The 20,208-nt window shown below is 68.5% G+C and carries 22 protein-coding genes; 18 read left to right on the top strand and 4 right to left on the bottom strand.

What is annotated here, in order from left to right:
* Positions 1 to 16 precede the first annotated feature (16 nt).
* Positions 17 to 781, top strand: coding sequence for a carbon-nitrogen hydrolase family protein (locus ACFVIV_RS29540; protein ID WP_379201884.1), 765 nt, complete (start codon positions 17 to 19; stop codon positions 779 to 781).
* Between the two features lie 24 nt (positions 782 to 805).
* On the opposite strand, the gene ACFVIV_RS29535 is transcribed toward ACFVIV_RS29540, so the two are convergent.
* A complete protein-coding gene (locus tag ACFVIV_RS29535) occupies positions 806 to 1,012 on the bottom strand; it encodes a hypothetical protein (RefSeq protein ID WP_379201882.1) in 207 nt (68 codons plus the stop codon).
* A gap of 165 nt (positions 1,013 to 1,177) precedes the next feature.
* Here ACFVIV_RS29535 and ACFVIV_RS29530 point away from each other — a divergent pair, with 165 nt between their 5' ends.
* From ACFVIV_RS29530 to argH, 5 genes are all read left to right on the top strand, one after another.
* Complete coding sequence (locus ACFVIV_RS29530) at positions 1,178 to 2,680, top strand: hypothetical protein (protein WP_379201880.1); 1,503 nt, start codon at positions 1,178 to 1,180, stop codon at positions 2,678 to 2,680.
* Positions 2,677 to 3,549, top strand: a complete 873-nt coding sequence (locus ACFVIV_RS29525) for an LLM class flavin-dependent oxidoreductase (RefSeq protein WP_379201879.1) — start codon at positions 2,677 to 2,679, stop codon at positions 3,547 to 3,549. Before ACFVIV_RS29530 ends, ACFVIV_RS29525 begins: the two co-directional genes overlap by 4 nt.
* 53 nt (positions 3,550 to 3,602) lie before the next feature.
* A complete protein-coding gene (locus tag ACFVIV_RS29520) occupies positions 3,603 to 4,994 on the top strand; it encodes a phenylacetate--CoA ligase family protein (protein WP_379201877.1) in 1,392 nt (463 codons plus the stop codon).
* Between the two features lie 200 nt (positions 4,995 to 5,194).
* The gene (locus tag ACFVIV_RS29515) at positions 5,195 to 6,400 is read left to right on the top strand and encodes an argininosuccinate synthase (protein WP_379201876.1); all 1,206 of its coding nucleotides are present in this window, start codon (positions 5,195 to 5,197) and stop codon (positions 6,398 to 6,400) included.
* Between the two features lie 215 nt (positions 6,401 to 6,615).
* The gene (gene argH / locus ACFVIV_RS29510; RefSeq protein WP_379201874.1) at positions 6,616 to 8,037 is read left to right on the top strand and encodes an argininosuccinate lyase; all 1,422 of its coding nucleotides are present in this window, start codon (positions 6,616 to 6,618) and stop codon (positions 8,035 to 8,037) included.
* A 63-nt stretch (positions 8,038 to 8,100) separates the two neighbouring features.
* On the opposite strand, the gene ACFVIV_RS29505 is transcribed toward argH, so the two are convergent.
* On the bottom strand, positions 8,101 to 8,277 hold the full coding sequence (locus ACFVIV_RS29505) for a hypothetical protein (RefSeq protein ID WP_379201872.1): 177 nt from the start codon (positions 8,275 to 8,277) through the stop codon (positions 8,101 to 8,103).
* Between the two features lie 248 nt (positions 8,278 to 8,525).
* Here ACFVIV_RS29505 and ACFVIV_RS29500 point away from each other — a divergent pair, with 248 nt between their 5' ends.
* Positions 8,526 to 8,849 (top strand): DMT family transporter, encoded by a 324-nt coding sequence (locus ACFVIV_RS29500; RefSeq protein ID WP_379201870.1) that lies wholly within the window; start codon positions 8,526 to 8,528, stop codon positions 8,847 to 8,849.
* 82 nt (positions 8,850 to 8,931) lie between these two features.
* On the opposite strand, the gene ilvA is transcribed toward ACFVIV_RS29500, so the two are convergent.
* Complete coding sequence (ilvA, locus tag ACFVIV_RS29495; protein ID WP_379201869.1) at positions 8,932 to 10,146, bottom strand: threonine ammonia-lyase; 1,215 nt, start codon at positions 10,144 to 10,146, stop codon at positions 8,932 to 8,934.
* 96 nt (positions 10,147 to 10,242) lie between these two features.
* On the opposite strand from ilvA, the gene ACFVIV_RS29490 reads away from it, so the two are divergent.
* The 11 genes from ACFVIV_RS29490 to ACFVIV_RS29440 all read left to right on the top strand — a co-directional run bounded on the left by ACFVIV_RS29490 (position 10,243) and on the right by ACFVIV_RS29440 (position 19,716).
* Positions 10,243 to 10,734, top strand: coding sequence for a pyridoxamine 5'-phosphate oxidase family protein (locus ACFVIV_RS29490; RefSeq protein ID WP_379201867.1), 492 nt, complete (start codon positions 10,243 to 10,245; stop codon positions 10,732 to 10,734).
* Positions 10,731 to 11,174, top strand: a complete 444-nt coding sequence (locus ACFVIV_RS29485) for a hypothetical protein (RefSeq protein ID WP_379201865.1) — start codon at positions 10,731 to 10,733, stop codon at positions 11,172 to 11,174. The genes ACFVIV_RS29490 and ACFVIV_RS29485 overlap by 4 nt, the downstream gene beginning before the upstream one ends.
* Before the next feature lie 131 nt (positions 11,175 to 11,305).
* A complete protein-coding gene (locus ACFVIV_RS29480) occupies positions 11,306 to 11,881 on the top strand; it encodes a hypothetical protein (protein WP_379201863.1) in 576 nt (191 codons plus the stop codon).
* A 65-nt stretch (positions 11,882 to 11,946) separates the two neighbouring features.
* A complete protein-coding gene (locus ACFVIV_RS29475; protein ID WP_379201861.1) occupies positions 11,947 to 12,669 on the top strand; it encodes a GntR family transcriptional regulator in 723 nt (240 codons plus the stop codon).
* An 84-nt stretch (positions 12,670 to 12,753) separates the two neighbouring features.
* Positions 12,754 to 14,325: an NCS1 family nucleobase:cation symporter-1 gene (locus tag ACFVIV_RS29470; protein ID WP_379201859.1), complete on the top strand. Its 1,572-nt coding sequence runs from the start codon at positions 12,754 to 12,756 to the stop codon at positions 14,323 to 14,325.
* Positions 14,326 to 14,401: 76 nt separating this feature from the next.
* Positions 14,402 to 14,860 carry an RrF2 family transcriptional regulator gene (locus ACFVIV_RS29465; RefSeq protein ID WP_379201857.1) on the top strand — a complete coding sequence of 153 codons (459 nt, stop codon included), beginning with the start codon at positions 14,402 to 14,404 and terminating at the stop codon, positions 14,858 to 14,860.
* Positions 14,861 to 14,869: 9 nt separating this feature from the next.
* Positions 14,870 to 16,105, top strand: a complete 1,236-nt coding sequence (locus ACFVIV_RS29460) for a globin domain-containing protein (RefSeq protein ID WP_379201855.1) — start codon at positions 14,870 to 14,872, stop codon at positions 16,103 to 16,105.
* Positions 16,106 to 16,216: 111 nt separating this feature from the next.
* On the top strand, positions 16,217 to 16,675 hold the full coding sequence (locus ACFVIV_RS29455) for a MarR family winged helix-turn-helix transcriptional regulator (RefSeq protein ID WP_379201853.1): 459 nt from the start codon (positions 16,217 to 16,219) through the stop codon (positions 16,673 to 16,675).
* Positions 16,668 to 18,473, top strand: a complete 1,806-nt coding sequence (locus ACFVIV_RS29450) for an AMP-dependent synthetase/ligase (RefSeq protein WP_379201851.1) — start codon at positions 16,668 to 16,670, stop codon at positions 18,471 to 18,473. Before ACFVIV_RS29455 ends, ACFVIV_RS29450 begins: the two co-directional genes overlap by 8 nt.
* A 40-nt stretch (positions 18,474 to 18,513) precedes the next feature.
* Positions 18,514 to 18,996 carry a nitroreductase family deazaflavin-dependent oxidoreductase gene (locus tag ACFVIV_RS29445; RefSeq protein WP_379201849.1) on the top strand — a complete coding sequence of 161 codons (483 nt, stop codon included), beginning with the start codon at positions 18,514 to 18,516 and terminating at the stop codon, positions 18,994 to 18,996.
* Positions 18,997 to 19,071: 75 nt separating this feature from the next.
* Positions 19,072 to 19,716, top strand: a complete 645-nt coding sequence (locus tag ACFVIV_RS29440) for an ester cyclase (RefSeq protein ID WP_379201847.1) — start codon at positions 19,072 to 19,074, stop codon at positions 19,714 to 19,716.
* Here ACFVIV_RS29440 and ACFVIV_RS29435 read toward each other — a convergent pair.
* On the bottom strand, positions 19,628 to 20,185 hold the full coding sequence (locus tag ACFVIV_RS29435) for a GNAT family N-acetyltransferase (RefSeq protein WP_379201845.1): 558 nt from the start codon (positions 20,183 to 20,185) through the stop codon (positions 19,628 to 19,630). The two genes, ACFVIV_RS29440 and ACFVIV_RS29435, sit on opposite strands and share 89 nt — an antisense overlap.
* Positions 20,186 to 20,208: the final 23 nt, after the last annotated feature.

Below are 20,208 nucleotides of genomic sequence, written 5' to 3'. Positions count from 1 at the left end.
GGAATACGTTGTAGCCGTGGAGACTTTGACGGTTGCGGCGGCACAGACGAGTTCGGTCCTCGGCGATATCGGACGGAATGTCCAGGAGTCGCTGGAGTGGGCCGCGAAGGCGGCGGCCGATGGGGCGGAACTCATTGTTTTTCCGGAGCTTTCGTTGATCGGCTACGAGCTGACGCAACTTGATGAGGCGTCGGCGTGGGTGACCCCCGACGATCCGCGGCTGGATCCGTTGCGGGCGACGCCGATGACGACCGTGGTGGGGGCGGCGGTGCGGACCGCCGAGGGGAAGCAGCTGCTCGCCTCGCTGGTGTTCCATCCCGGCGGGCGAATCACGGTGTACGGCAAGCGATATCTGCATGGAGCCGAACATCGGTTCTTCGAGCCCGGCGACGAGGTGGGGCTGGTGGAGCTCGGCGGATGGCGGGTCGCGCCCGCGATCTGTTACGACGCCGGGGTGCCGGGGCACGCGCAACAGGCGGCGGCCGCGGGTGCGCACGTCTACCTGGCGTCGAGCCTGTACACCATGGCCGAGGTGCGGCGAATCGACCTGCATCTCGGGGCTCGGGCCATGGATCACCGGATGTACGCGGTGGCGGCGAATCACGCGGGATCGGGGCCCGGGTGGGAATCGTGCGGGGGCAGCGGGGTGTGGCATCCGGACGGGCGGCGGCTGATCGCGGCCGGGCGGGAGCCGGAATTGGTGCTGCACACACTGTCACGAGCAGAGCTGAAAGAGCTGCGGGAGCGGGACGCGCAGCTGGGATACCCGCGGCCGGAATAGATCCGGCCGCCGGGCGAAATCGGGTCAGTTGAGGGGGTACTGGGGCGGTGGCGCGCCGGCGCCCGGATTCGGTCCGGCGCCGGGGCCTCCGGGCACGTGATCCGGGGTGGTGACCGAGATGAGGTCCTGGGCCAGCTGGACGGCGGCCTGGCCGACGGCGAGGATATCGCGGCCGATAACGCCCACATCATTGGCGAGAGATGAAACCTGTTGGGCGAGAAGTGGAATCATGAGGGGATCCTTCGGTTGGAACCTGGGGACATGATCAGGGTGACACAGGGGTGGCGGGCGAGAGCGGGGATCAGGGGGATCCGGGCGATCTGTCCGGAAATTTCCGGTGCGGTGTGTGAGGCGGATAACGGGTGGTCAGCGCGCGGGAACGTGTGACGATGAGGCGTGCCTGATTGGACTTATCACCCGCTGAGGCCGGTCGCGAATGCTGTCGTCGGGGAGCGACGGGCGCAGGTGGGGGCGTTGCGATTCCTGTCCGTGCTGATCGGATTGCCCGGCGGCGGCGCCGCGATCCGGCGCGTGTTCGATCATCCGGAGGTGCCGCGGGAGTGGTCGGGCAGATTCGGGGCCGCCGTGCCGGTCTCGGTCGCGCGCGACGCGGTGCGGGTGCTGCCGGTGCAGGGGGCGAGCATTGTCGAGATCGGACCGGTCGCAGCCGATGACGTCGACGCTGTCCGGGCGGCCGCGCGCGGTCGCCGGTGCCGGGTGGTGGCACGCGTCGACAACCCCGCCGTGGGCGCGCTGCTCGCGGACGCGGTGGACGACGTGGTGGTGGGGGAGCGGGCGGATGGGGTGTATCTGCGCGAGCCGGATATCGCGAATGCGGTGGCGGCGCTGCGGGATCCGGCGGTGACCGTACTGGCGGAACCGGCGGTGCTGGTGGCGGCCGGGCCGAGCTGGTTTCAGCGGGTGATCGAGGCGGCCGAGGTGACCGAGCCCGCCGCACCCGGATTGCGGGACGCCGGGATCGATCCGCGGAAATGGCCCGGCTGGTTCTGGGGGCTGCTGGTGGGCGCGGGGATGATCGTGGCGGGCCTCGGGGCCGGTGCGATCACCCTGGGACCGGTCCTGCTCTGGTACGACCGGAACTACCTCGGCACCGATGTGGACGGGCTGCACCGGATCAACCATCACCTGGTGCATTTCCTGCAGCACGATCGAATAACCATGGCGGGCAATATGATCGCCATCGGAATCCTGTATTGCGGACTGGCCTGGGGCGGCATGCGGGTTGGCCGGAAGTGGGCGCGCAATGCACTGCTGCTGTCGGGGCTGGTGGGATTCCCGACCCTGTTCTACTTCCTGGTGATCGGGTTCGTGGAGCCGTTGCACACTTTCGCGGCGGTGGTGCTGTTCCCCATGTACCTGATGGCGGTGTGGCGACCGCTCGGACCGCCCCGATGGCGAGTGCTGCCGGAGTGCGCGGAAGCAATCCGGCGGCGAGCGCTGGTGGGGCAGTTGCTGATCGTGGCCATGGGCGCGGGCGTGATCTTCGGCGGCATTGTCATCTCCACCGTCGGCCTGACCGAGGTCTTCGTGCCGACCGACCTGGCCTTCCTGGAGACCGACGCGGAAACGCTGCGCGCCGCCAATGACCGCCTGCTGCCGTTCATCGCCCACGACCGCGCCGGATTCGGCGGCGCGCTCATGTCCACCGGCGTGGCCTTCCTGCTGATCGGCCTGTGGGGCTGGCGGCAGGGTGAGGCGTGGGTTTTCTGGTCGCTGCTGGGCGCGGGTCTCGCGGGTTCGGCGAGTGCGCTCATCGTGCATTTCGTCATCCACTACACGGCCTTCATCCATTTGCTTCCGGTGTATTTCGGAGCCGCGGTGATAGGTTTCGCCTTGTTCCTGGCGCGCCCGTTCCTGACCGGAAAGGTGACGAGGTGAAAGTAAGCTGCGTGATCCTGCCGATCCATCCGTGGCAGCGGGCCGCCGAAATCTGGCGGCAGGCCGAGGACCTGGGATTTCACGCCGCTTACAGCTACGACCACATTGCCTTCGAAGGGTTCGAGAACCGCCCTTGGTACGGCGCGATTCCGACCCTGACCGCCGCCGCGACGAGCACCGGCGCGATTCGGCTGGGCACCATGATCACCTCCCCGAATTTCCGTCACCCGGTCACCCTCGCCAAGGATTTGATCACCCTCGACGAGATCTCCGACGGTCGCGTGATCGCCGGAATCGGCGCGGGCAGCTCGGGTCTGGACGCGGCGGTGCTGGGCGGTGAACCGTGGTCGCCGCGCGAGCGCGCCGACCGCTTCGCCGAATTCGTCTCGCTGCTGGACCGATTGCTGACCCAGCCCCTGACGACCTGTCGGGGCACGTATTACGCCGCCGATGAAGCCCGCATGATTCCCGGCTGCGTCCAGCGCCCGCGGCTCCCGTTCGTCATCGCCGCCGGGGGCCCGCGCGGTATGCGCCTGGCCGCCGCGTACGGCGACGGCTGGGTGACCTGCCCGTTCGGCGATGACGCGGCCGCCGTCGCGCCGCTGATCGACAGTCAACTGGACGCGCTGACCGAGGCGTGCGATGCGATCGATCGGGACCTCGACACCATCGAGCGCGTCTATGTCTCCGGTTTCACCCCGGAGAACCCGCTGGCTTCGGTCGACGCCTTCGCCGATATCGCCGGGCGCTACGAGGATCTGGGCATTACCGAACTGGTGGTGCACTGGCCCGAACCCGGCACCGCCTTCGACAACGACCCCGCCGTCTTCGAACGCATTGCGACCGAGGTCGTTCCGGCCCTGGCCTAGCGGAGTATTCTCCGGGCAGGCAGTGTTTTCGGGGCGGGAAGGCCGAGGTCGCGATGGAATCGGATACCCATAAGTCTGTTCTGGAATTGTTCCGGCGGACGGCCGAGACCGTGCCCGCCTACCGCCTGTTCCTGGCCGACAAGGGCATCGACCCGGATGCGGTCGGCGATATCGCGGCGTTCCGGCGACTGCCGCTGACCACCAAGGCCAACTACCACCAGCAGTACTCGCTGCCCGAGCGCTGCCGCGGGGGCGAGCTGCCGCACTGCGACATGATCGCGGTGTCCTCGGGATCGACTGGCACACCGACCTTCTGGCCGCGCACGGCCGCCGATGAGAGCGCCTCCACCCGGCGCTTCGAACAGGTGCTGGTGGAGGCTTTCGGCGCCCGGCTGCGGCGCACCCTGGCCGTGGTCTGCTTTCCGCTCGGCACCTGGGTCGGCGGCTTGTACACGGTCTCGTGCCTGCGCCGGCTGGCCGAGGGACTGCCGATGACCGTCATCGCCCCCGGCAACAACAAGACCGAAATCCTGCGCGTCATACCCGAACTCGGCCGCCACTTCGATCAAGTGGTGCTGCTGGGATATCCGCCGTTCCTCAAGGACGTGATCGACACCGGGATCCGCGAGGGCGTCGAATGGGGGCGCTACGCGGTGAAACTGGTGGCGGCGGGCGAGGTGTTCAGCGAACAGTGGCGCACCTTGCTGGCCGCCCGCGCGGGGCTGGATCCGCTGCGCGATGTGGCCTCGCTCTACGGCACGGCCGACGGGGGCGTGCTCGCCAACGAGACGCCGCTGACCATTCGCATCCGCCGCCTGCTCGCCGATGATCCCGAGGCCGCCCGCGACCTGTTCGGCGCGCCCCGGCTGCCCACCCTGCTGCAATACGATCCGGCCGACCGCTTCTTCGAAACCATGGACGGCACACTGCTGTTCACCTCCGACGGCGGCGTGCCCCTCATCCGCTATCACATCGCCGACCACGGCGGAATCATCCCGCACGACCGCATGCTGGAGTTCTGCCACGAGCGCGGGCACACCCTGCCCAGCGACTCCCGCCCGCACCTGCCCTTCGTCTACGTCTTCGGCCGCACCTTCCACACCGTCTCCATCTTCGGCGCGAACGTCTATCCGGAGAACGTCGCCATCGGCCTGGAGCAGCATCCGGTCAGCGCCTGGGTGACCGGCAAGTTCGTGCTCGCCGTCGTCGAAGGCAGCGATCTCGACCACCGTCTGGAGATCACCGTCGAACTCGCGCCGGGCGAATCCCCGACCGAGGCGCGCGCCCAGGCCGTCGCCGCATCCATCCGCACCCAGCTGCTCCGGCACAACAGCGAATACGCCAACTACGTCCCCGCCGATCGTCAGTTCCCGCACATCGACCTGCGCCCGGCCGGCGATCCCGCCTACTTCCCGGTCGGCGTCAAACACCGCTATACACGCTGACCGCATATACCGTGTGACCTGCGCGAACAATGCGCGCCACCGGCGTATGCACCCCCCAGTTATGAATGGGATTGCATCATCATGCATAATCATTTGCAGGACGAGGGTGCGGGACGCGAGCGGCGCACCGGAGCGGCCGCGGAGTCCCGCCGAGGCGGGTAACGCAGACCTGTACGTACTAATCGAGGAGCACACGGACTATGACCAAGCGCGTCGTACTCGCCTACTCCGGCGGGCTGGACACCTCTGTTGCGATCAGCTGGATCGGTAAGGAGACCGGCGCGGAGGTCGTCGCGGTCGCCATCGATCTGGGGCAGGGCGGCGAGGACATGAACGACGTCCGCCAGCGCGCGCTCGATTGCGGCGCCGTCGAGTCCATCGTCGTGGACGCCCGCGACGAGTTCGCCAATGAATACTGTCTGCCGACCATCCAGTCGAACGCGCTGTACATGGGCCGCTACCCGCTGGTGTCGGCCATCTCCCGGCCGCTGATCGTCAAGCACCTCGTCGAGGCCGCCGAATACCACGGCGCGGACACCGTCTCGCACGGCTGCACCGGCAAGGGCAACGACCAGGTCCGCTTCGAGGTCGGCATCGGGGCGCTCGCGCCCGATCTGAAGGTCATCGCGCCGGTTCGCGACTACGCCTGGACCCGCGAGAAGGCCATCGAGTTCGCCGGGCAGAACAACCTGCCCATCAATGTCTCCAAGAAGTCGCCGTTCTCCATCGACCAGAACCTGTGGGGCCGCGCCGTCGAGACCGGCTTCCTCGAGGATCTGTGGAACGCCCCGACCAAGGACGTCTACGACTACACCGTGGACCCGACGGTCAACTTCGAGGCCCCCGACGAGCTCATCGTCACCTTCGACAAGGGTGTGCCGGTGGCCATCGACGGCCGCCCGGTGACCATGCTCGAGGCCATCACCGAGATGAACAAGCGGGCCGGACGCCAGGGCGTGGGCCGTCTCGACATGGTCGAGGACCGGCTGGTCGGCATCAAGAGCCGTGAGATCTACGAGGCCCCGGGCGCCATCGCGCTCATTGCCGCGCACCAGGAGATGGAAGCCGTCACCATCGAGCGCGAACTGGGCCGCTACAAGCGGCAGGTCGAGCAGCGCTGGGGCGAGCTGGTGTACGACGGCCTGTGGTTCTCGCCGCTGAAGCGGGCCCTCGATGCCTTCGTGGCCGAGACCCAGCAGCACGTCTCCGGTGATGTCCGCATGGTGCTGCACGGCGGCAATGTGGTCGTCAACGGGCGGCGCTCGGACGAGTCGCTCTACGACTTCAACCTCGCCACCTACGATGAGGGCGACACCTTCGACCAGTCGCTGGCCAAGGGCTTCGTGCAGATCCACGGCCTGTCGTCCAAGGTCGCCGCGCGGCGCGATCTGAACAGCAAGAAGTAGCACGAACCAGTCAGCGGCCCGCCGGAATTCAGGCGTCTTCCGGCGGGCCGCTCGGCTTGCACCGCGATGGCCGGGCTGCCCCGTTCGAGGGGTGGGCAACCCGGCCGGGTACATGGCGCGAGCCAACTGGTGCAATAGCGGGTGGCGCACGGTGCGGCCGTCCGCGCTGGGCGCACCCGGACACCGCGAGATTCGAGGAACAGGGAGAGCATCGAATGACCGAGCAGCACGGCACCAATGAGGGCGCGCTGTGGGGTGGGCGATTCGCCTCCGGTCCGGCGGCGGCCATGGCGGCGCTGAGCAAGTCCACGCACTTCGACTGGGTGCTCGCGCCCTACGACATCCGGGCGTCCAAAGCCCATGCGCGCGTGCTGCACAAGGCCGGGCTGCTGTCGGAGAGCGACCTCGAGGGCATGCTGGCCGGGCTCGATCGGCTGGCCGCCGATGTCGCCTCGGGCGCCTTCGGTCCCGCCGACTCCGATGAGGACGTGCACGGCGCGCTCGAGCGCGGCCTGATCGAACGGGTCGGCACCGAGCTCGGCGGCCGCCTGCGCGCGGGCCGGTCGCGAAACGACCAGGTGGCCACGCTGTTCCGCATGTGGCTGCGCGACGGGGTGCGCCGCGTGGCCGCCGGTGTGCTCGATGTCGTCGACGCGCTGGTCGCCCAGGCGGCCGCGCATCCGGACGCGGTCATGCCCGGCAAGACCCACCTGCAGGCCGCCCAGCCGGTGCTGCTGGCCCACCATCTGCTCGCGCACGCGCATCCGCTGCTGCGCGATATCGACCGCCTGCGCGATTTCGACAAGCGCGCCGCGATCTCGCCCTACGGTTCCGGCGCGCTGGCCGGTTCCTCGCTGGGCCTGGATCCGGAAGCCATTGCCGCCGAACTGAATTTCGACGCGGCGGCCGCGAACTCCATCGACGCCACCTCTTCTCGGGATTTCGCCGCCGAGGCCGCCTTCGTGCTGGCCATGGTGGCGGTCGACCTCTCCCGCATGGCGGAGGAGGTGATCATCTGGAGCACACCGGAATTCGGCTACATCACCCTGGCCGACGCCTGGTCCACCGGCTCCTCGATCATGCCGCAGAAGAAGAACCCGGACGTCTCGGAGCTGACCCGCGGCAAGGCCGGCCGGCTCATCGGCAACCTCACCGGTTTGCTCGCCACGCTCAAGGCGCAGCCGCTGGCCTACAACCGCGATCTGCAGGAGGACAAGGAGCCGGTCTTCGATTCGGTGGCGCAGCTGGAACTGCTGCTGCCCGCCATCGCGGGGCTGGTCTCCACGCTCACCTTCCACACCGATCGCATGGCCGAGCTGGCGCCGGCCGGATTCACCCTCGCCACTGATATCGCCGAATGGCTGGTGCGCCAGGGTGTTCCGTTCCGGGTGGCGCACGAGGCGGCCGGTGGCTGCGTGCGCGCCGCGGAGGCGCGCGGCGTCGGCCTGGACGAGCTCACCGATGCGGAGTTCGCCGCCGTGGATCCGGCGCTGACCCCCGCCGTGCGCGAGGTGCTGACCGTGCAGGGCTCGATCGCATCCCGCAATGCGCGTGGCGGCACCGCCGGTGTGCAGGTCGCCAAGCAGCTCGAGGAAGTCCGCGCCGCTGCCGCGGAACAGCGCACCTGGCTCGGCTGAGGCCCGCTCTAGAAGTAGAACGCCCGTGGTGCCCCCGATTCGGGGCCACCACGGGCGTTTTCGTCAGCCTCTGCGGTAATTCTGGTGCTTCGCCGCCGGGACCGCGGTGCGGCCGGGGCCGTGCACCTTGCCGTTGAAGGCCTGCTGCTTGGCGACATTGCCGCGGCGTTCGCGGCGCGACAACGGACGATCGGCGGCGTCATTGGGCTGGGAATCGGGATTCGGATGCTGGTCAGGCATGAGTCCTCCTCGGGATGCGTGGACCGACTCACCGGGGTGGCCGGTCGAGATCGGGAATGCCGCGAGGCGGCGGGAGTCGGCGCTGGAGGCCGAAAAGTCGTGTGCGAACGACGAAGAGGCTTAAATGAACAGCTGCATCCACATGCCGACCACTGTATGCACAACCGGGCCGGGTGTGCATCCTATTTTTTCCGGCCGTGCTCGCACCGGTCGGTGGACCGTACCGGAAGGCCGGTTATTCTCCGGCAATGACCTTGCTGCTACTCGGATTGGCCATCGCGTGTGAAGTCACAGCGACCGTCTCGCTGAAGATCTCGGAGGGTTTCAGCAAGCTCGCGCCCTCGATCATCGTGGTGATCGGGTACGGGGCGGCGTTCTACTTCCTGTCGCAGGCCCTGAAACGCGGTATGCCCGTGGGCGTCGCCTACGGCATCTGGTCGGCGGTCGGCGTGGTCGCGGTGGCGATCATCGGCACCCTGTTCCTCGACGAGCACCTGACCCTGGTGCAGGTCGGCGGCATCGGGCTGGTGATCGCGGGCGTGCTCGCCCTCGAATTGGGCGGCGCGCACTGAGCGTCCAGCCGGAATCCCACGGCAATTGGCGATCTGCGGAGATCGAGGGCGCGCGCCTCGAGCGTGAGGCGCGCGCGGAGGCTCAATCCTGGACTCGGACCGCATATCCGGCGTCTGCGAGGGCCCCGAGGACTTCGTCGCGATGGGCCGGGCCCCGGGTCTCGAGGGTGAGCAGCACCTCCACCTCGTCGATGGCCAGCCATGCTCCGGTGCGGGAGTGCACCACATCGAGCACGCTGGCCCCGGTGCGGCCGAGTTCGGCGAGCAGGCGGCTCAGGCTGCCGGGACGGTCGGAGATGGTGACCCGGGCCGCCAGATAGCGTCCGGCCGCGCTGAGGCCGTGGCCGATGACCCGGGTCAGCAGCAGCGGGTCGATATTGCCGCCGGACAGGATGGCGCACACCGGTCCCCGCAACTCCAATTCCTCGGGGAGACAGGACATGAGCGCGGCGACGCCGGCCGCGCCCGCGGGTTCGACAATGAGCTTGGCGCGCTCCATGCACAGCAGCAGGGCGCGGGAGAGGGCGTCCTCGTCCACGGTGACGATGGCCGGCGCGGACTCCACAATGTGGTCGAAGGGCACCTCGCCGGGCAGCCCGACCGCGATGCCGTCGGCCATGGTGGCCATCTGCTCCAGGCGGACCGGCTTACCGGCGGCCAGGGAGGCGGGCCAGGCGGCCGCGTCGGCGGCCTGCACGCCGATGACCCGCACCTGCGGGGCCAGGATCCGGAAGGCGGCGGCCACTCCGGCGAGCAGTCCGCCGCCGCCGGTCGGCACGATCACGGTCCCGACCTCGGGGAGCTGCTCGAGGATTTCCAGCGCCACCGTCGCCTGCCCGGCGACGATATCGGGATGATCGAACGGATGCACCAGCGTGGCGCCGGTGTGCGCGGCGAAATCCCGTGCCTCGGTGAGTGATTCGTCGATGGTGTCGCCGACCTGATGCACGGTCGCGCCATAGGCCTTGGTGGCCACCAGTTTCGGCAGCGCCGCGCCGACCGGCATGAACACCGTGGACTCGATGCCGAGCGAGGTCGCCGCCCACGCCACCCCCTGGGCGTGATTGCCCGCGCTGGCCGCCACCACGCCGCGGCGGCGCTCCGCCTCGGGCAGATTGGCAATGCGGTTGTAGGCGCCACGGGGCTTGAACGAGCCGGTTCGCTGCAAATTCTCGCACTTGAGCCACACCTCGTGGCCGGTGCGTTCGGCGAGTACTCGGGACGCTACGACAGGGGTACGTCGAATGACCGGTGCCAGCAGGGTCGCTGCTGCCTCGATCCGCGCGATCAGATCCATGCGGGCCATGCTGCCAGGTGGTAACCCGCCTGTCGCGCGCGGTGGGCGTGCCGCCCGGTCGGTTGCGCCGGGCGGCGGACGGCGCGATGGTGAAGCGTGACCAAACCAACCGCATTGCCCGCGGAGGTGACCGCCGTCCTGGACCGGTTCTTCACCGCGGAACTGTCCACCCACGCCCGCGACCGCACCCCGGTGACCGTTCCGGTGGCGCCGCTGTGGCTGCCCGAGCGCGGCGATATTCTGGTGAGCACCGGAATCGGCGTGCCGCACAAGGCCTTCCACGCTCGGCGCAATCCGAAGGTGTCGCTGCTGTATTCCAATGCCACCGCCAGCGGCCTGGCCGATCCGCCCGCCGTCCTGGTGCAGGGGGATGCGAAAGTCTCCGAAGTCATCACCTGGGACGACGAATTGGAGCGGCAGTGGGCCAAGGTCTGGGCCGCCCAGCCCAAGGGCATCGGCTCGGACCCGATCACCAAACGCCTGTTCTGGTGGTACTACATGCGCCTGAAGATCCACATCACGCCGATCCGGGTGCGCTGGTGGCCCGGCCGCGATATGACCGCCGAACCCCGGGAGGTGATCCTGTGACCACATTGTCGGAAGAGCTGCTCGCGGCCCTCGGGCGCTTCACCGACGGCGTCGTGCTCAGCGCCGACGATCCGGCCGGGTATCCGGTCGACCTGCGCTGCCGCCCCCGGCTCGAGGGCGACGCCCTGGTGATCGATCGGCCGATCTGGTTCGACGCCGTGGACGGCCCCGCCGCGCTGCTCGCGCATTATCACGATGACCAGGGTTGGAACATGCGGTCGGTGCTCGCTCGCGGAACCATCGAAACGGGTGACGGCACAGTCGTTTTCACCCCCGTCAGGGTCGACGACAACAAGGGCTCGCCCGCGCAGCTCATCCGGCTGATCCGCACCAGCAGCCGCACCGCCACGGCCTACCTGCGCCGCCGCCATCTGCCGCGCCCGGCCATTCCGTGGGACACCATCAAACAAGCCCGGGCCGCCATCTCCCGGCAGGGGTGACACGCCCATCTCCGGACAGGAGCGACACGGCGTGGCGCGGCGGGGGTCCGGGCGGCGCGGTTTAGGGTCGGGACAAATCAGGCGAATCGACCTGTTGCTGTGCTTCACCTCGACTACCGCGGAGGCGAGTTGTGCTGGAGGCAGTGTGCGTCAAGGGTGTGAAAGCGCTGGTAGCGCTGGGGTTTTGCATTGGGTGCGGGGCAGCGCCGGGCCTGCCCGCGGCCGTGGCCGCCGACCCGCCGCCCAACGGCGGCTCGTCGGAAACCACCGAGGAACCACCGTCGAGCTGGTGCGGGGGCGGGGATTTCCGGTGGACCGCCGTCGACGGGGCGATCGGCATGAATCCGCGGGTGCTGACCTTCACCTCGGTGGGCAGGCTCTGGGACTGTGTCGGCTGGCCGGGGATCACCGGCGGCACCTTCACCGGCGTGCACATCGCCGCCTCGGACTGCATGCACCCGGCCGATGGCCCGCTCACCGTCGACATCGCCTGGTCGAACGGGGAATCCAGCCGGCTGTGGGGGCCGTGGCCGGTGGGCATGTCGCAGCCCACCGTGGGCCCGCTGCAGATTGTCGCGGGCCTCGGGGAGGGCACCTGGGTCAAGGTGGTGGCCGACTACGAGATGATGACGCCCGATATGGTCATGGGCTGTATGGGGCCCGGCATCACCACCGGCGTCGGCCGGTTGCGGGCGACCATGATGTGAAAGGTGTTTCCTGGTTGTGACACGGCCGACCGAGAATCCGAACACTCGGAACCTACCGTGGCGCTATGCCCGCACGCAGACGCTCCGCCCTGCTGGCCACGCTGGTGGTCGATCAACCGGGCCGGCCGCAGATCATCCTGGGTGAACTGCGGCGGGTCATCCTCGAGGGCGCCGCGCCGCCGGGGACCGTGATCCCGCTGCGGGAAATCGCGGAACTGTTCGGCGTCAGCCACATTCCGGTGCGCGATGCGCTCAAGATCCTGGTGGGGGAGGGACTGGTCACCCACGAGCAGCGGGCCGGATACGCCGTCGCCCAGCTGACCGCCGCCGAGCTGCGCGAAATGTACATCGTGCGGCAGACATTGGAGGAGGCCGCCCTCGCCACGGCCGCCCGCAATGCCACCGCCGCGGACCGGGCCGCGCTCATCGCGGCCAATGATCTGCTCGAGCGCGCCATCCGGGAAGCCGATCCGGTGGCCTACCACCGGCATTCGCGGACCTTCCACCTCGCCCTGACCCGGCCGTCGCGACTGCTGCGGCTGGTGCACATGCTCGAATCCGCCTGGAATGTGACCGAACCCGTGCAATCCATGGTGCACGTGTCCCAGGCCGATCGGGAACGCCTGCACGGCGATCACGCGCTCATGCTGGACGCCTTCCTGGACCGCGACGTGGACCGGCTGCTGGCCATCGCGCGGCGGCATCACGGGCGGCTGGAGCAGGTCATCGCGACCCTGCCCGAGGCGAACGGCCTGCTGGCCGAACCGGATATATCGATCGCGCAATGACCGGGCAATAGCGGTGCAATGCCGGGGCAACGGCATTTTCCTACCGTGGTCCGATCCACCCAAGGACCTCGGATCGGATGCGCTATGACCGATATTGTCACGCCCGCCACGACTGATGCCGTCACGCCCGCCACGACTGATGCCGTCACGCCCGCCACGACCGACGGCGGCACGCCCGCACCGGCGGCCCCGCCCGGCCCAGCCTACGACCCGCGCCTCACCAACGAGGATCTGGCCCCGCTGCGCGAACAGCGTTGGGGCACATACAACATCTTCGCCTTCTGGATGTCGGATGTGCACAGCGTCGGCGGCTATGTCACCGCGGGCAGCCTGTTCGCGCTCGGCCTGGCCGGCTGGCAGGTGCTCGCGGCGCTGCTCATCGGCATCACCCTGGTGTACTTCCTGTGCAATCTCGTCGCCGCGCCCAGCCAGCGGGCCGGTGTGCCGTATCCGGTCATGTGCCGCAGCGCGTTCGGCGTGCTCGGCGCGAATATCCCGGCCATCATCCGCGGCCTGATCGCGGTGGCCTGGTACGGGATTCAGACCTATCTCGCCTCGGCGGCGCTGATCGTGGTGGCGGTCAAGCTGTTCCCGGGCCTGGCGCCGTACGCGGTCACCGCGGACTACGGCTTCCTCGGCCTGTCGCTGCTCGGCTGGTGCGCCTACCTGCTGCTGTGGGTGGTGCAGGCCGCGGTGTTCTGGCGCGGCATGGAATCGATTCGCAAGTTCATCGACTTCTGCGGTCCCGCCGTGTATGTCGTCATGTTCGCGCTGTGCGGCTATCTGATCTGGAAGGCCGGCTGGGGCGCCGTCGACTTCGAACTGGGCGCGGTCACGCTGAGCGGCTGGGAATCGGTGCCGGTCATGCTGGGTGCCATCGCGCTGGTGGTCTCCTACTTCTGCGGGCCCATGCTGAACTTCGGCGACTTCTCCCGCTACAGCAAGTCCATGACGTCGGTGCGGCGCGGCAATCTGCTCGGGCTGCCGGTCAACTTCCTGGCCTTCTCGCTGCTGGTGGTGATCACGGCCTCGCTCACGGTGCCGGTGTACGGCGAGCTCATTACCGATCCGGTCGAGACGGTCGCGCGCATCGACTCCACCTTCGCCATCGTGCTGGGCGCGCTGACCTTCACCATCGCCACCATCGGCATCAATATCGTCGCCAACTTCATCTCCCCGGCCTTCGACTTCTCCCATGTCAGCCCGCAGCGCATCAGCTGGCGCATGGGCGGCATGATCGCGGCGGTCGGCTCGGTGCTCATCACGCCGTGGAATCTGTACAACAATCCGGAGGTCATCCACTACACCCTCGAAGTGCTGGGGGCGTTCATCGGGCCGCTGTTCGGGGTGCTCATCGCCGACTACTACCTGGTGCGCAATCGCGTGATCGTGGTGGACGACCTGTTCACCATGTCCGAGCGCGGAAGCTATTGGTACCGCAAGGGAGTCAATCCGGTGGCCGTCATCGCCACGGTGGTGGGCGCGGTCTTCGCGGTGTTCCCGGTGCTGGCCAAGGATCTGCCCGGGATGCACACCGCCGCGCAGTACAGCTGGTTCATCGGCTGCGGGCTCGCGCTGGTCGTCTACTACGGTTTAGCTGGAGATTTGCGTGCTCGCTCGTCGGGAAATTCCGAGACTGTGACCGAGGCAACATAATCCGCATGGAAAAGCGTATTTGAACCCACAGGCCCAAAATCGGCTTTTCTCGGACGGAAAAAGTACCGTGGGAGTCATGCAGCTCTCACGGTTCACCGATCTCGGACTCCGTGCGCTCATGCGGCTGGCCGTCAGCGGTGGCGCCGAGGAGCGCGTCACCGTCAAACTCATTGCACGACAGGTGAATGCCTCCGAGAACTATGTGGCGAAGGCGGTGTCCAAGCTCGCCGAGCTCGGCTATGTGGCCTCGCAGCGCGGGCGCACCGGCGGCATCTTCCTCACCGACGCCGGCCGCGCCGCCACCATCGGCAGGATCGTGCGCGATCTCGAAGGTGATTCCGAAGTCATCGAATGCGTCGGCGACAATCCGTGCCCATTGGCGGGTGCCTGTCGTTTGCGGGGAATTCTCGCCACCGCGCAGGAGGCGTTCTATTCCGAACTCGATCGCTACGTCCTGGCCGATCTGGTGACCCCGCGGACCATCGAGCTGCTGCATCTGCCGGCCTTCCCGGCAGTCACCTTGGTCAACGATTAGGAGACAGCAATGACGCTCGCACCGGATTCCGCCCTCGACACGATTCCGGAGCTGGAGCCCGAGCACGCCGCGGTGATCGGCGCGACCCTGCCGATCGTCGCCGCGCACATCGACCGGATCACCCCGCTGTTCTACGAGAAGATGTTCACCGCCCATCCCGAGCTGCTGCGCGACCGCTTCAATCGCGGCAATCAGGCCCAGGGCGCCCAGCAGCGCGCGCTCGCGGCTTCCATCGCGGTCTTCGCCGCGCACCTGATCGATCCGGCGCTGCCGCATCCGCGCGAACTGCTGTCCCGCATCGGGCACAAGCACGCCTCCCTCGGTGTCACCGCCGCGGAGTACCACATCGTGCACGAGCATCTCTTTGCCGCGATTGCCGAGGTACTGGGCGCCGATACCGTCACCCCGGAGATCGCGGCCGCCTGGGATCGCGTCTATTGGTTGATGGCCACCACGCTCATCGACTTCGAGGCGGGCCTCTACGAGCAGGCCGGGGTCGAGCCGGGCGATGTCTTCCGCGACACCATAGTCGTGCAGCGCATCGACGACCCCTCCGGTGTCGTCGTGTTCGTCGTCGAATCCGTGGACCCGGGCGTTCCGCTGCCGGGTTTCGCTCCCGGGCAATACATTTCGGTCGGCGCGGATCTTCCCGACGGGGCTCGCCAGCTGCGTCAGTACAGCCTCGTGAACCGCGCGGGCGCGGGCCGGCTGGCCTTCGCCGTGCGCCGGGTGGCCGCCGAGGCCGGCGCTCCGGAAGGCGAGGTCTCCACCTGGCTGCACGAGACCATCGACACCGGTGACCGCCTCCAGATCACGCTGCCCTTCGGCGATCTCACCGTCGACACCACCGCCGCCACGCCGCTGGTCCTGATCTCCGCCGGCATCGGCGTCACGCCCATGGCGAGCATCCTGGAGTACCTCGCCGCCGGGAACTCCCCGCGCCGGACGGTCCTGTTGCACGCCGATCGCTCCGCCGCCGACCATCCGCTGCGGGAGCGGGTCACCGAACTGGTCTCCGCCCTGCCCGACGCCACCTTCCGCACCTGGTACCGCGACGAGGATCACGGGTACCTGGACCTGGCGGAGGTCGATCTCCCCGCCGGCGCGGACTACTACCTGTGCGGCGGCGCGGGCTTCCTGCAATCGGTCCGCGCCCAGCTGATGGCGGCCGGAATTCCCGGCGACCGAGTGCATTTCGAACTCTTCGCCCCCAACGACTGGCTGCTCGACGCGGGACAGTCCTGACCGGCTGCCACGGACGAACGAAGCCCCTCGACGGATTGCGTCGAGGGGCTTTCGCCATCCGCTGCCGCCTCCCTGCGTGAGCCCGGTTACCCGCGGGGTTATAGTTGCGCCATGCAACACCCACCACCAGGGCGGTGGTCTCCCGAGCTCGTCGCGGTACACGACGGGCTGACGCAGATCGTCCGCGAAATCATCGCGGGCCGCCCCGCCGCCGAGGGTCTGCCGTCGTTCGCGCAGCAGGCGGCGCTGTCCTATATCGGCCGGAATCCGGGCTGCCGCGCCACCGAGATCGCCGAGTCCTTCGGCGTGCACCGGTCCACGGTGTCGCGGCAGGTGCGGGCCTGTATGGACGCCGGGTGGGTGGAGGCCGGTGCGGGCAGCCTGCACGCCGGATATCCACTGACCCTGTCCGCCGCGGGCCGTGCCGTGCTCGCGGCGGCCAACGGGCACGATCTCGCCCGGCTCGGCGAGCGGCTGGCCGACTGGACATCCGACGAGATCGCCGATTTCGCCCGCGCGCTCCGGCGCTTTCATCACCCCGAATCGACCATGGGAGACGAGCATGCGTGAGTTCACCGCGGCACCCACCTTCACCATCGCCGAGGACGAGACCATCGTCCGCTCGGTCTACGGCCAGGCCGAGCAGACGCCGCAGCGGGTGCTGTTCTCCCGGCCCGCCGGGGACCGCTGGGTCGACGTCACCGCCGCGGAGTTCGCGGACCTGGTGTCCGCGGTCGCCAAGGGGTTGATCGCCAATGGGATTCAGCGCGGGGACCGGGTGGTGCTGCTGTCGGCGACCCGGTTCGAATGGACGCTGCTCGACTTCGCCATCTGGGCGGCGGGCGCGGTCACCGTCCCGGTCTACGACTCGTCCTCCGCCGAGCAGGTGCGGTGGATTCTCGAGGACTCCGGGGCGGCGCTCGCGGTGGTGGAGACGGCCCGGCACAAGGAACTGATCGACGGTGCGCCGGAAACGCTGCGGCGCCTGCTGGTCATCGACGACGGGGCCGAAGCCGTGCTGATCGCCGACGGCGCGAACATCGCCGACGAGGAGGTGCGGGAGCGGCTCGGCGGGCTGCGCGCCGACGGGCTCGCCTCGCTGGTCTACACCTCCGGCACCACCGGCCGCCCGAAGGGCTGCATGCTCACCCACCGCAACCTCCTCTCGGAGGTGCGCGGCATCCTGAAGGCCAGCATCGGCGATGTCGCCCGCCCCGGGCAGCGCATGCTCACCTTCCTGCCGCTCGCGCACGTGCTGGCCCGGGCCGTATCGCTGGCCGCCCTCGAAGGCGGGATGACCCAGGCGCACTGGGCCGACTTCAAGACCATTACCGGACAGTTCACGCGGTTCCGCCCGCACACGATTCTCGGTGTGCCGCGGGTGTTCGAGAAGGTGCGCGACGGTGCGGCCAAGAAGGCGCACGAGGGCGGCAAGATCAAGGACGCGGTCTTCCGCTTCGCCGAGCGCACCGCCATCCGGTGGAGCGAGAACCTGGATCACACGGGCGGATTCGTGAGTCCGCCGAGCCTGCTCCTGCGTGCCCAGCACGCACTGTGCGACCGCTTGGTGTACGCACCGCTGCGCGCGGCCCTGGGCGGCGACTGCGAATTCGCCATCTCCGGCGGCGGTGCCCTGGCCCCGCGCCTCGGGCACTTCTTCCGCGGCGTCGGCGTCCCGATCTACGAGGGCTACGGCCTGACCGAATCCACCGCCGCCCACTGCGTCAACGTGCCCGGCTCGATCAAGATCGGCACCGTGGGACAGCCGTTGGGCGGCAATGCGGTTCGCATTGCCGAAGACGGCGAGATCGAGCTCTCCGGCGGCGTCGTCTTCGCCGGTTACTGGCACAACGACGACGCCACCGCCGCCGCCCTGCACGACGGCTGGCTGCGCACCGGCGACCTCGGCGCCATCGACGAGGACGGCTTCCTGTCCATCACCGGCCGCAAAAAGGATCTCCTCGTCACCGCCGGCGGCAAGAACGTCTCGCCCGGCCCGATGGAAGACCGCATCCGCTCCCACACCCTGATCTCCCAGGCCGTGGTGGTCGGCGACGGCCGTTCCTTCATCACCGCGCTGATCACCATCGACCCGGAGGCCTTCACGGCCTGGAAGTCGGCCAATGCCAAACCGGCGACCGCGACCATCGCCGACCTCCGCACCGATCCGGCCCTGCAGGCAGCGGTCCAGCAGGCGATCGACGATGCCAACGGCACCGTCTCCCATGCCGAATCCATCAAGAAGTTCGCCATCCTCGCCCGCGACCTCACCGAGGAATCCGGCGAACTCACCGCCACCCTCAAGGTCAAGCGCCACGTCATCGCCGAACGCTTCGCCACCGAGATCGAGGGCATGTACCAGCACTGACCGCCTGCACGACGCGTGGTCGTCGTGTGTAATGAATTCCGTGGGGATTCTTGGCGATTTGGTGCTTTCCGGCTCGGCGCGTATGAACCGGCGCGGCCGCTACCTCGGCCGCCGGTCGACGAAAGTCCATGTGGCGCTGTACCGCTGGTCGAACGGCAGGCTCGGCGGCCGGATCCTCGGCTGGCCGGCCGCCCGCATCCTGCTGCTCGACCACGTCGGCGCCCGCACCGGCATCGCAAGAACCTCCCCGGTCATCTACCACCAGGAGAATGGCCTGCTGGCCGTCGTGGCATCGAAAGCCGGCCAGCCCGACAACCCGGCATGGTTCCACAACCTGCGAGCCAACCCCGACACCACCGTCCAGATCGGCGCCGAGGTCCGCCCGGTCCACGCCCGCATCGCCACCGACGAAGAGCGAAACCGCCTGTGGCCTAGCTTCGTCGCGGCCTTCCCCGCCTTCGACTCCTACCAGCGCAACGCCGACCACCGCACCATCCCCGTAGTCATCCTCGATCCCCGCTGAAGGATTGAACGCAAAGTCCGCCGCGGTCGATACACCCAGGGGACAAGCTCACCCGCCCCCGATTGCGAGGTCCCCATGGACACCCCTTCCCCAACCGCGGCCGATACCGCCCGTGCCCTGGCGATCCGCTCGGTCCACCTCATGGCCACTGGTGACCGCGCCGACTTCGACGCGATAATCCACCCCGACGCAACCAACCGCGAGGGCAAAACCGAACCCCCCGCCGCTCGAGGCCGCGGCCCCGCCGCCTACCACGCCACCGCCCTCTGGCTCCGCGCCGCATACGCCGACCTGCACCACACCATCGAAGCGTCGGTCGTAGACGGCGACCTGGTAGCCCTGCACACCACCATGCACGGCCGCCACATCGGCCCCTTCGTGGTCTACAGCGAAGACGGCCAAGTCGACCAGGTCTTCCCCCCAACCGGCAAAACCTTCGCCGTCACCCAATCCCACTGGCTCCGCATCGCCGACGGCAAAGTAATCGAACACTGGGCCAACCGCGACGACCTGGGCCAAGCCGCCCAACTGGGCTGGATCCCCCCAACCCCCGTCCTACCTCCTGCGAATGGCCCGAGCCAAGCGCAAAGCCCAGCGGGACAATGGAACTCACTAGCCAGCGAGGGTTTGCTCACGAGGCTCGATGCACTTCCTTCCCCGCGCCCCACACGCCGAACCACTGCTCGGCCCCGAACTCCTCGAACCGCTCGACCTCGATGAACCCCAGCTTCGCCGCGACCCGAATCGACCGGCTATTGGCAGTCTGAGTGGTCAGCACCACCGGTTCTCCCGGAACCTCGTCGGCGAACCAGCCCAGCGCCGCCGCGCACGCCTCGGCCGCATACCCGAACCCCCAAGCCTCTGGCAGAAACATATAACCCAACTCGGCCTCCCCACCCTCCGGCCGAACATGCCCCGGACGCTCACCGTCCCGCCGATCAAGCGTGACCATACCGATCATCGCCCCCTCGAGCGCAACCACGAACACCCCCGGCCGCCGACCAGGCACCTCACCCACCGTCCGCTCGAGCTCATCCCGCCCCCGAGGGCCACCCAGATAGGCCCCCACCTCCGCCGAAGCGAACAACTCGATAAACGCCGCCCGATCCCGAGCCTCGGACTCCCGCAACACAAGCCGCTGAGTCCTGATCGGGGCAGGCGGCCAACCCACGGGTCCAAGCTCGGCCACGACCCGCAACCTACCGCACATCC

It is taken from the genome of Nocardia sp. NPDC127526, assembly GCF_042672265.1.
Lineage (GTDB): Bacteria > Actinomycetota > Actinomycetes > Mycobacteriales > Mycobacteriaceae > Nocardia.
The sequence above is the reverse complement of the archived record's forward strand: the minus strand, read 5'-3'. Positions and strand labels throughout refer to the sequence as shown.

Excerpts from the sequence above, each read along its gene's own strand:
- argH (WP_379201874.1), top strand. The coding sequence starts at position 6,616 with ATGACCGAGCAGCACGGCACCAATGAGGGCGCGCTGTGGGGTGGGCGA.
- ACFVIV_RS29500 (WP_379201870.1), top strand. The coding sequence starts at position 8,526 with ATGACCTTGCTGCTACTCGGATTGGCCATCGCGTGTGAAGTCACAGCG.
- ACFVIV_RS29465 (WP_379201857.1), top strand. The coding sequence starts at position 14,402 with ATGCAGCTCTCACGGTTCACCGATCTCGGACTCCGTGCGCTCATGCGG.
- ACFVIV_RS29475 (WP_379201861.1), top strand. The coding sequence starts at position 11,947 with ATGCCCGCACGCAGACGCTCCGCCCTGCTGGCCACGCTGGTGGTCGAT.
- ilvA (WP_379201869.1), bottom strand. The coding sequence starts at position 10,146 with ATGGATCTGATCGCGCGGATCGAGGCAGCAGCGACCCTGCTGGCACCG.
- ACFVIV_RS29455 (WP_379201853.1), top strand. The coding sequence starts at position 16,217 with ATGCAACACCCACCACCAGGGCGGTGGTCTCCCGAGCTCGTCGCGGTA.
- ACFVIV_RS29505 (WP_379201872.1), bottom strand. The coding sequence starts at position 8,277 with ATGCCTGACCAGCATCCGAATCCCGATTCCCAGCCCAATGACGCCGCC.
- ACFVIV_RS29520 (WP_379201877.1), top strand. The coding sequence starts at position 3,603 with ATGGAATCGGATACCCATAAGTCTGTTCTGGAATTGTTCCGGCGGACG.
- ACFVIV_RS29460 (WP_379201855.1), top strand. The coding sequence starts at position 14,870 with ATGACGCTCGCACCGGATTCCGCCCTCGACACGATTCCGGAGCTGGAG.
- ACFVIV_RS29515 (WP_379201876.1), top strand. The coding sequence starts at position 5,195 with ATGACCAAGCGCGTCGTACTCGCCTACTCCGGCGGGCTGGACACCTCT.
- ACFVIV_RS29450 (WP_379201851.1), top strand. The coding sequence starts at position 16,668 with ATGCGTGAGTTCACCGCGGCACCCACCTTCACCATCGCCGAGGACGAG.
- ACFVIV_RS29470 (WP_379201859.1), top strand. The coding sequence starts at position 12,754 with ATGACCGATATTGTCACGCCCGCCACGACTGATGCCGTCACGCCCGCC.
- ACFVIV_RS29440 (WP_379201847.1), top strand. The coding sequence starts at position 19,072 with ATGGACACCCCTTCCCCAACCGCGGCCGATACCGCCCGTGCCCTGGCG.
- ACFVIV_RS29535 (WP_379201882.1), bottom strand. The coding sequence starts at position 1,012 with ATGATTCCACTTCTCGCCCAACAGGTTTCATCTCTCGCCAATGATGTG.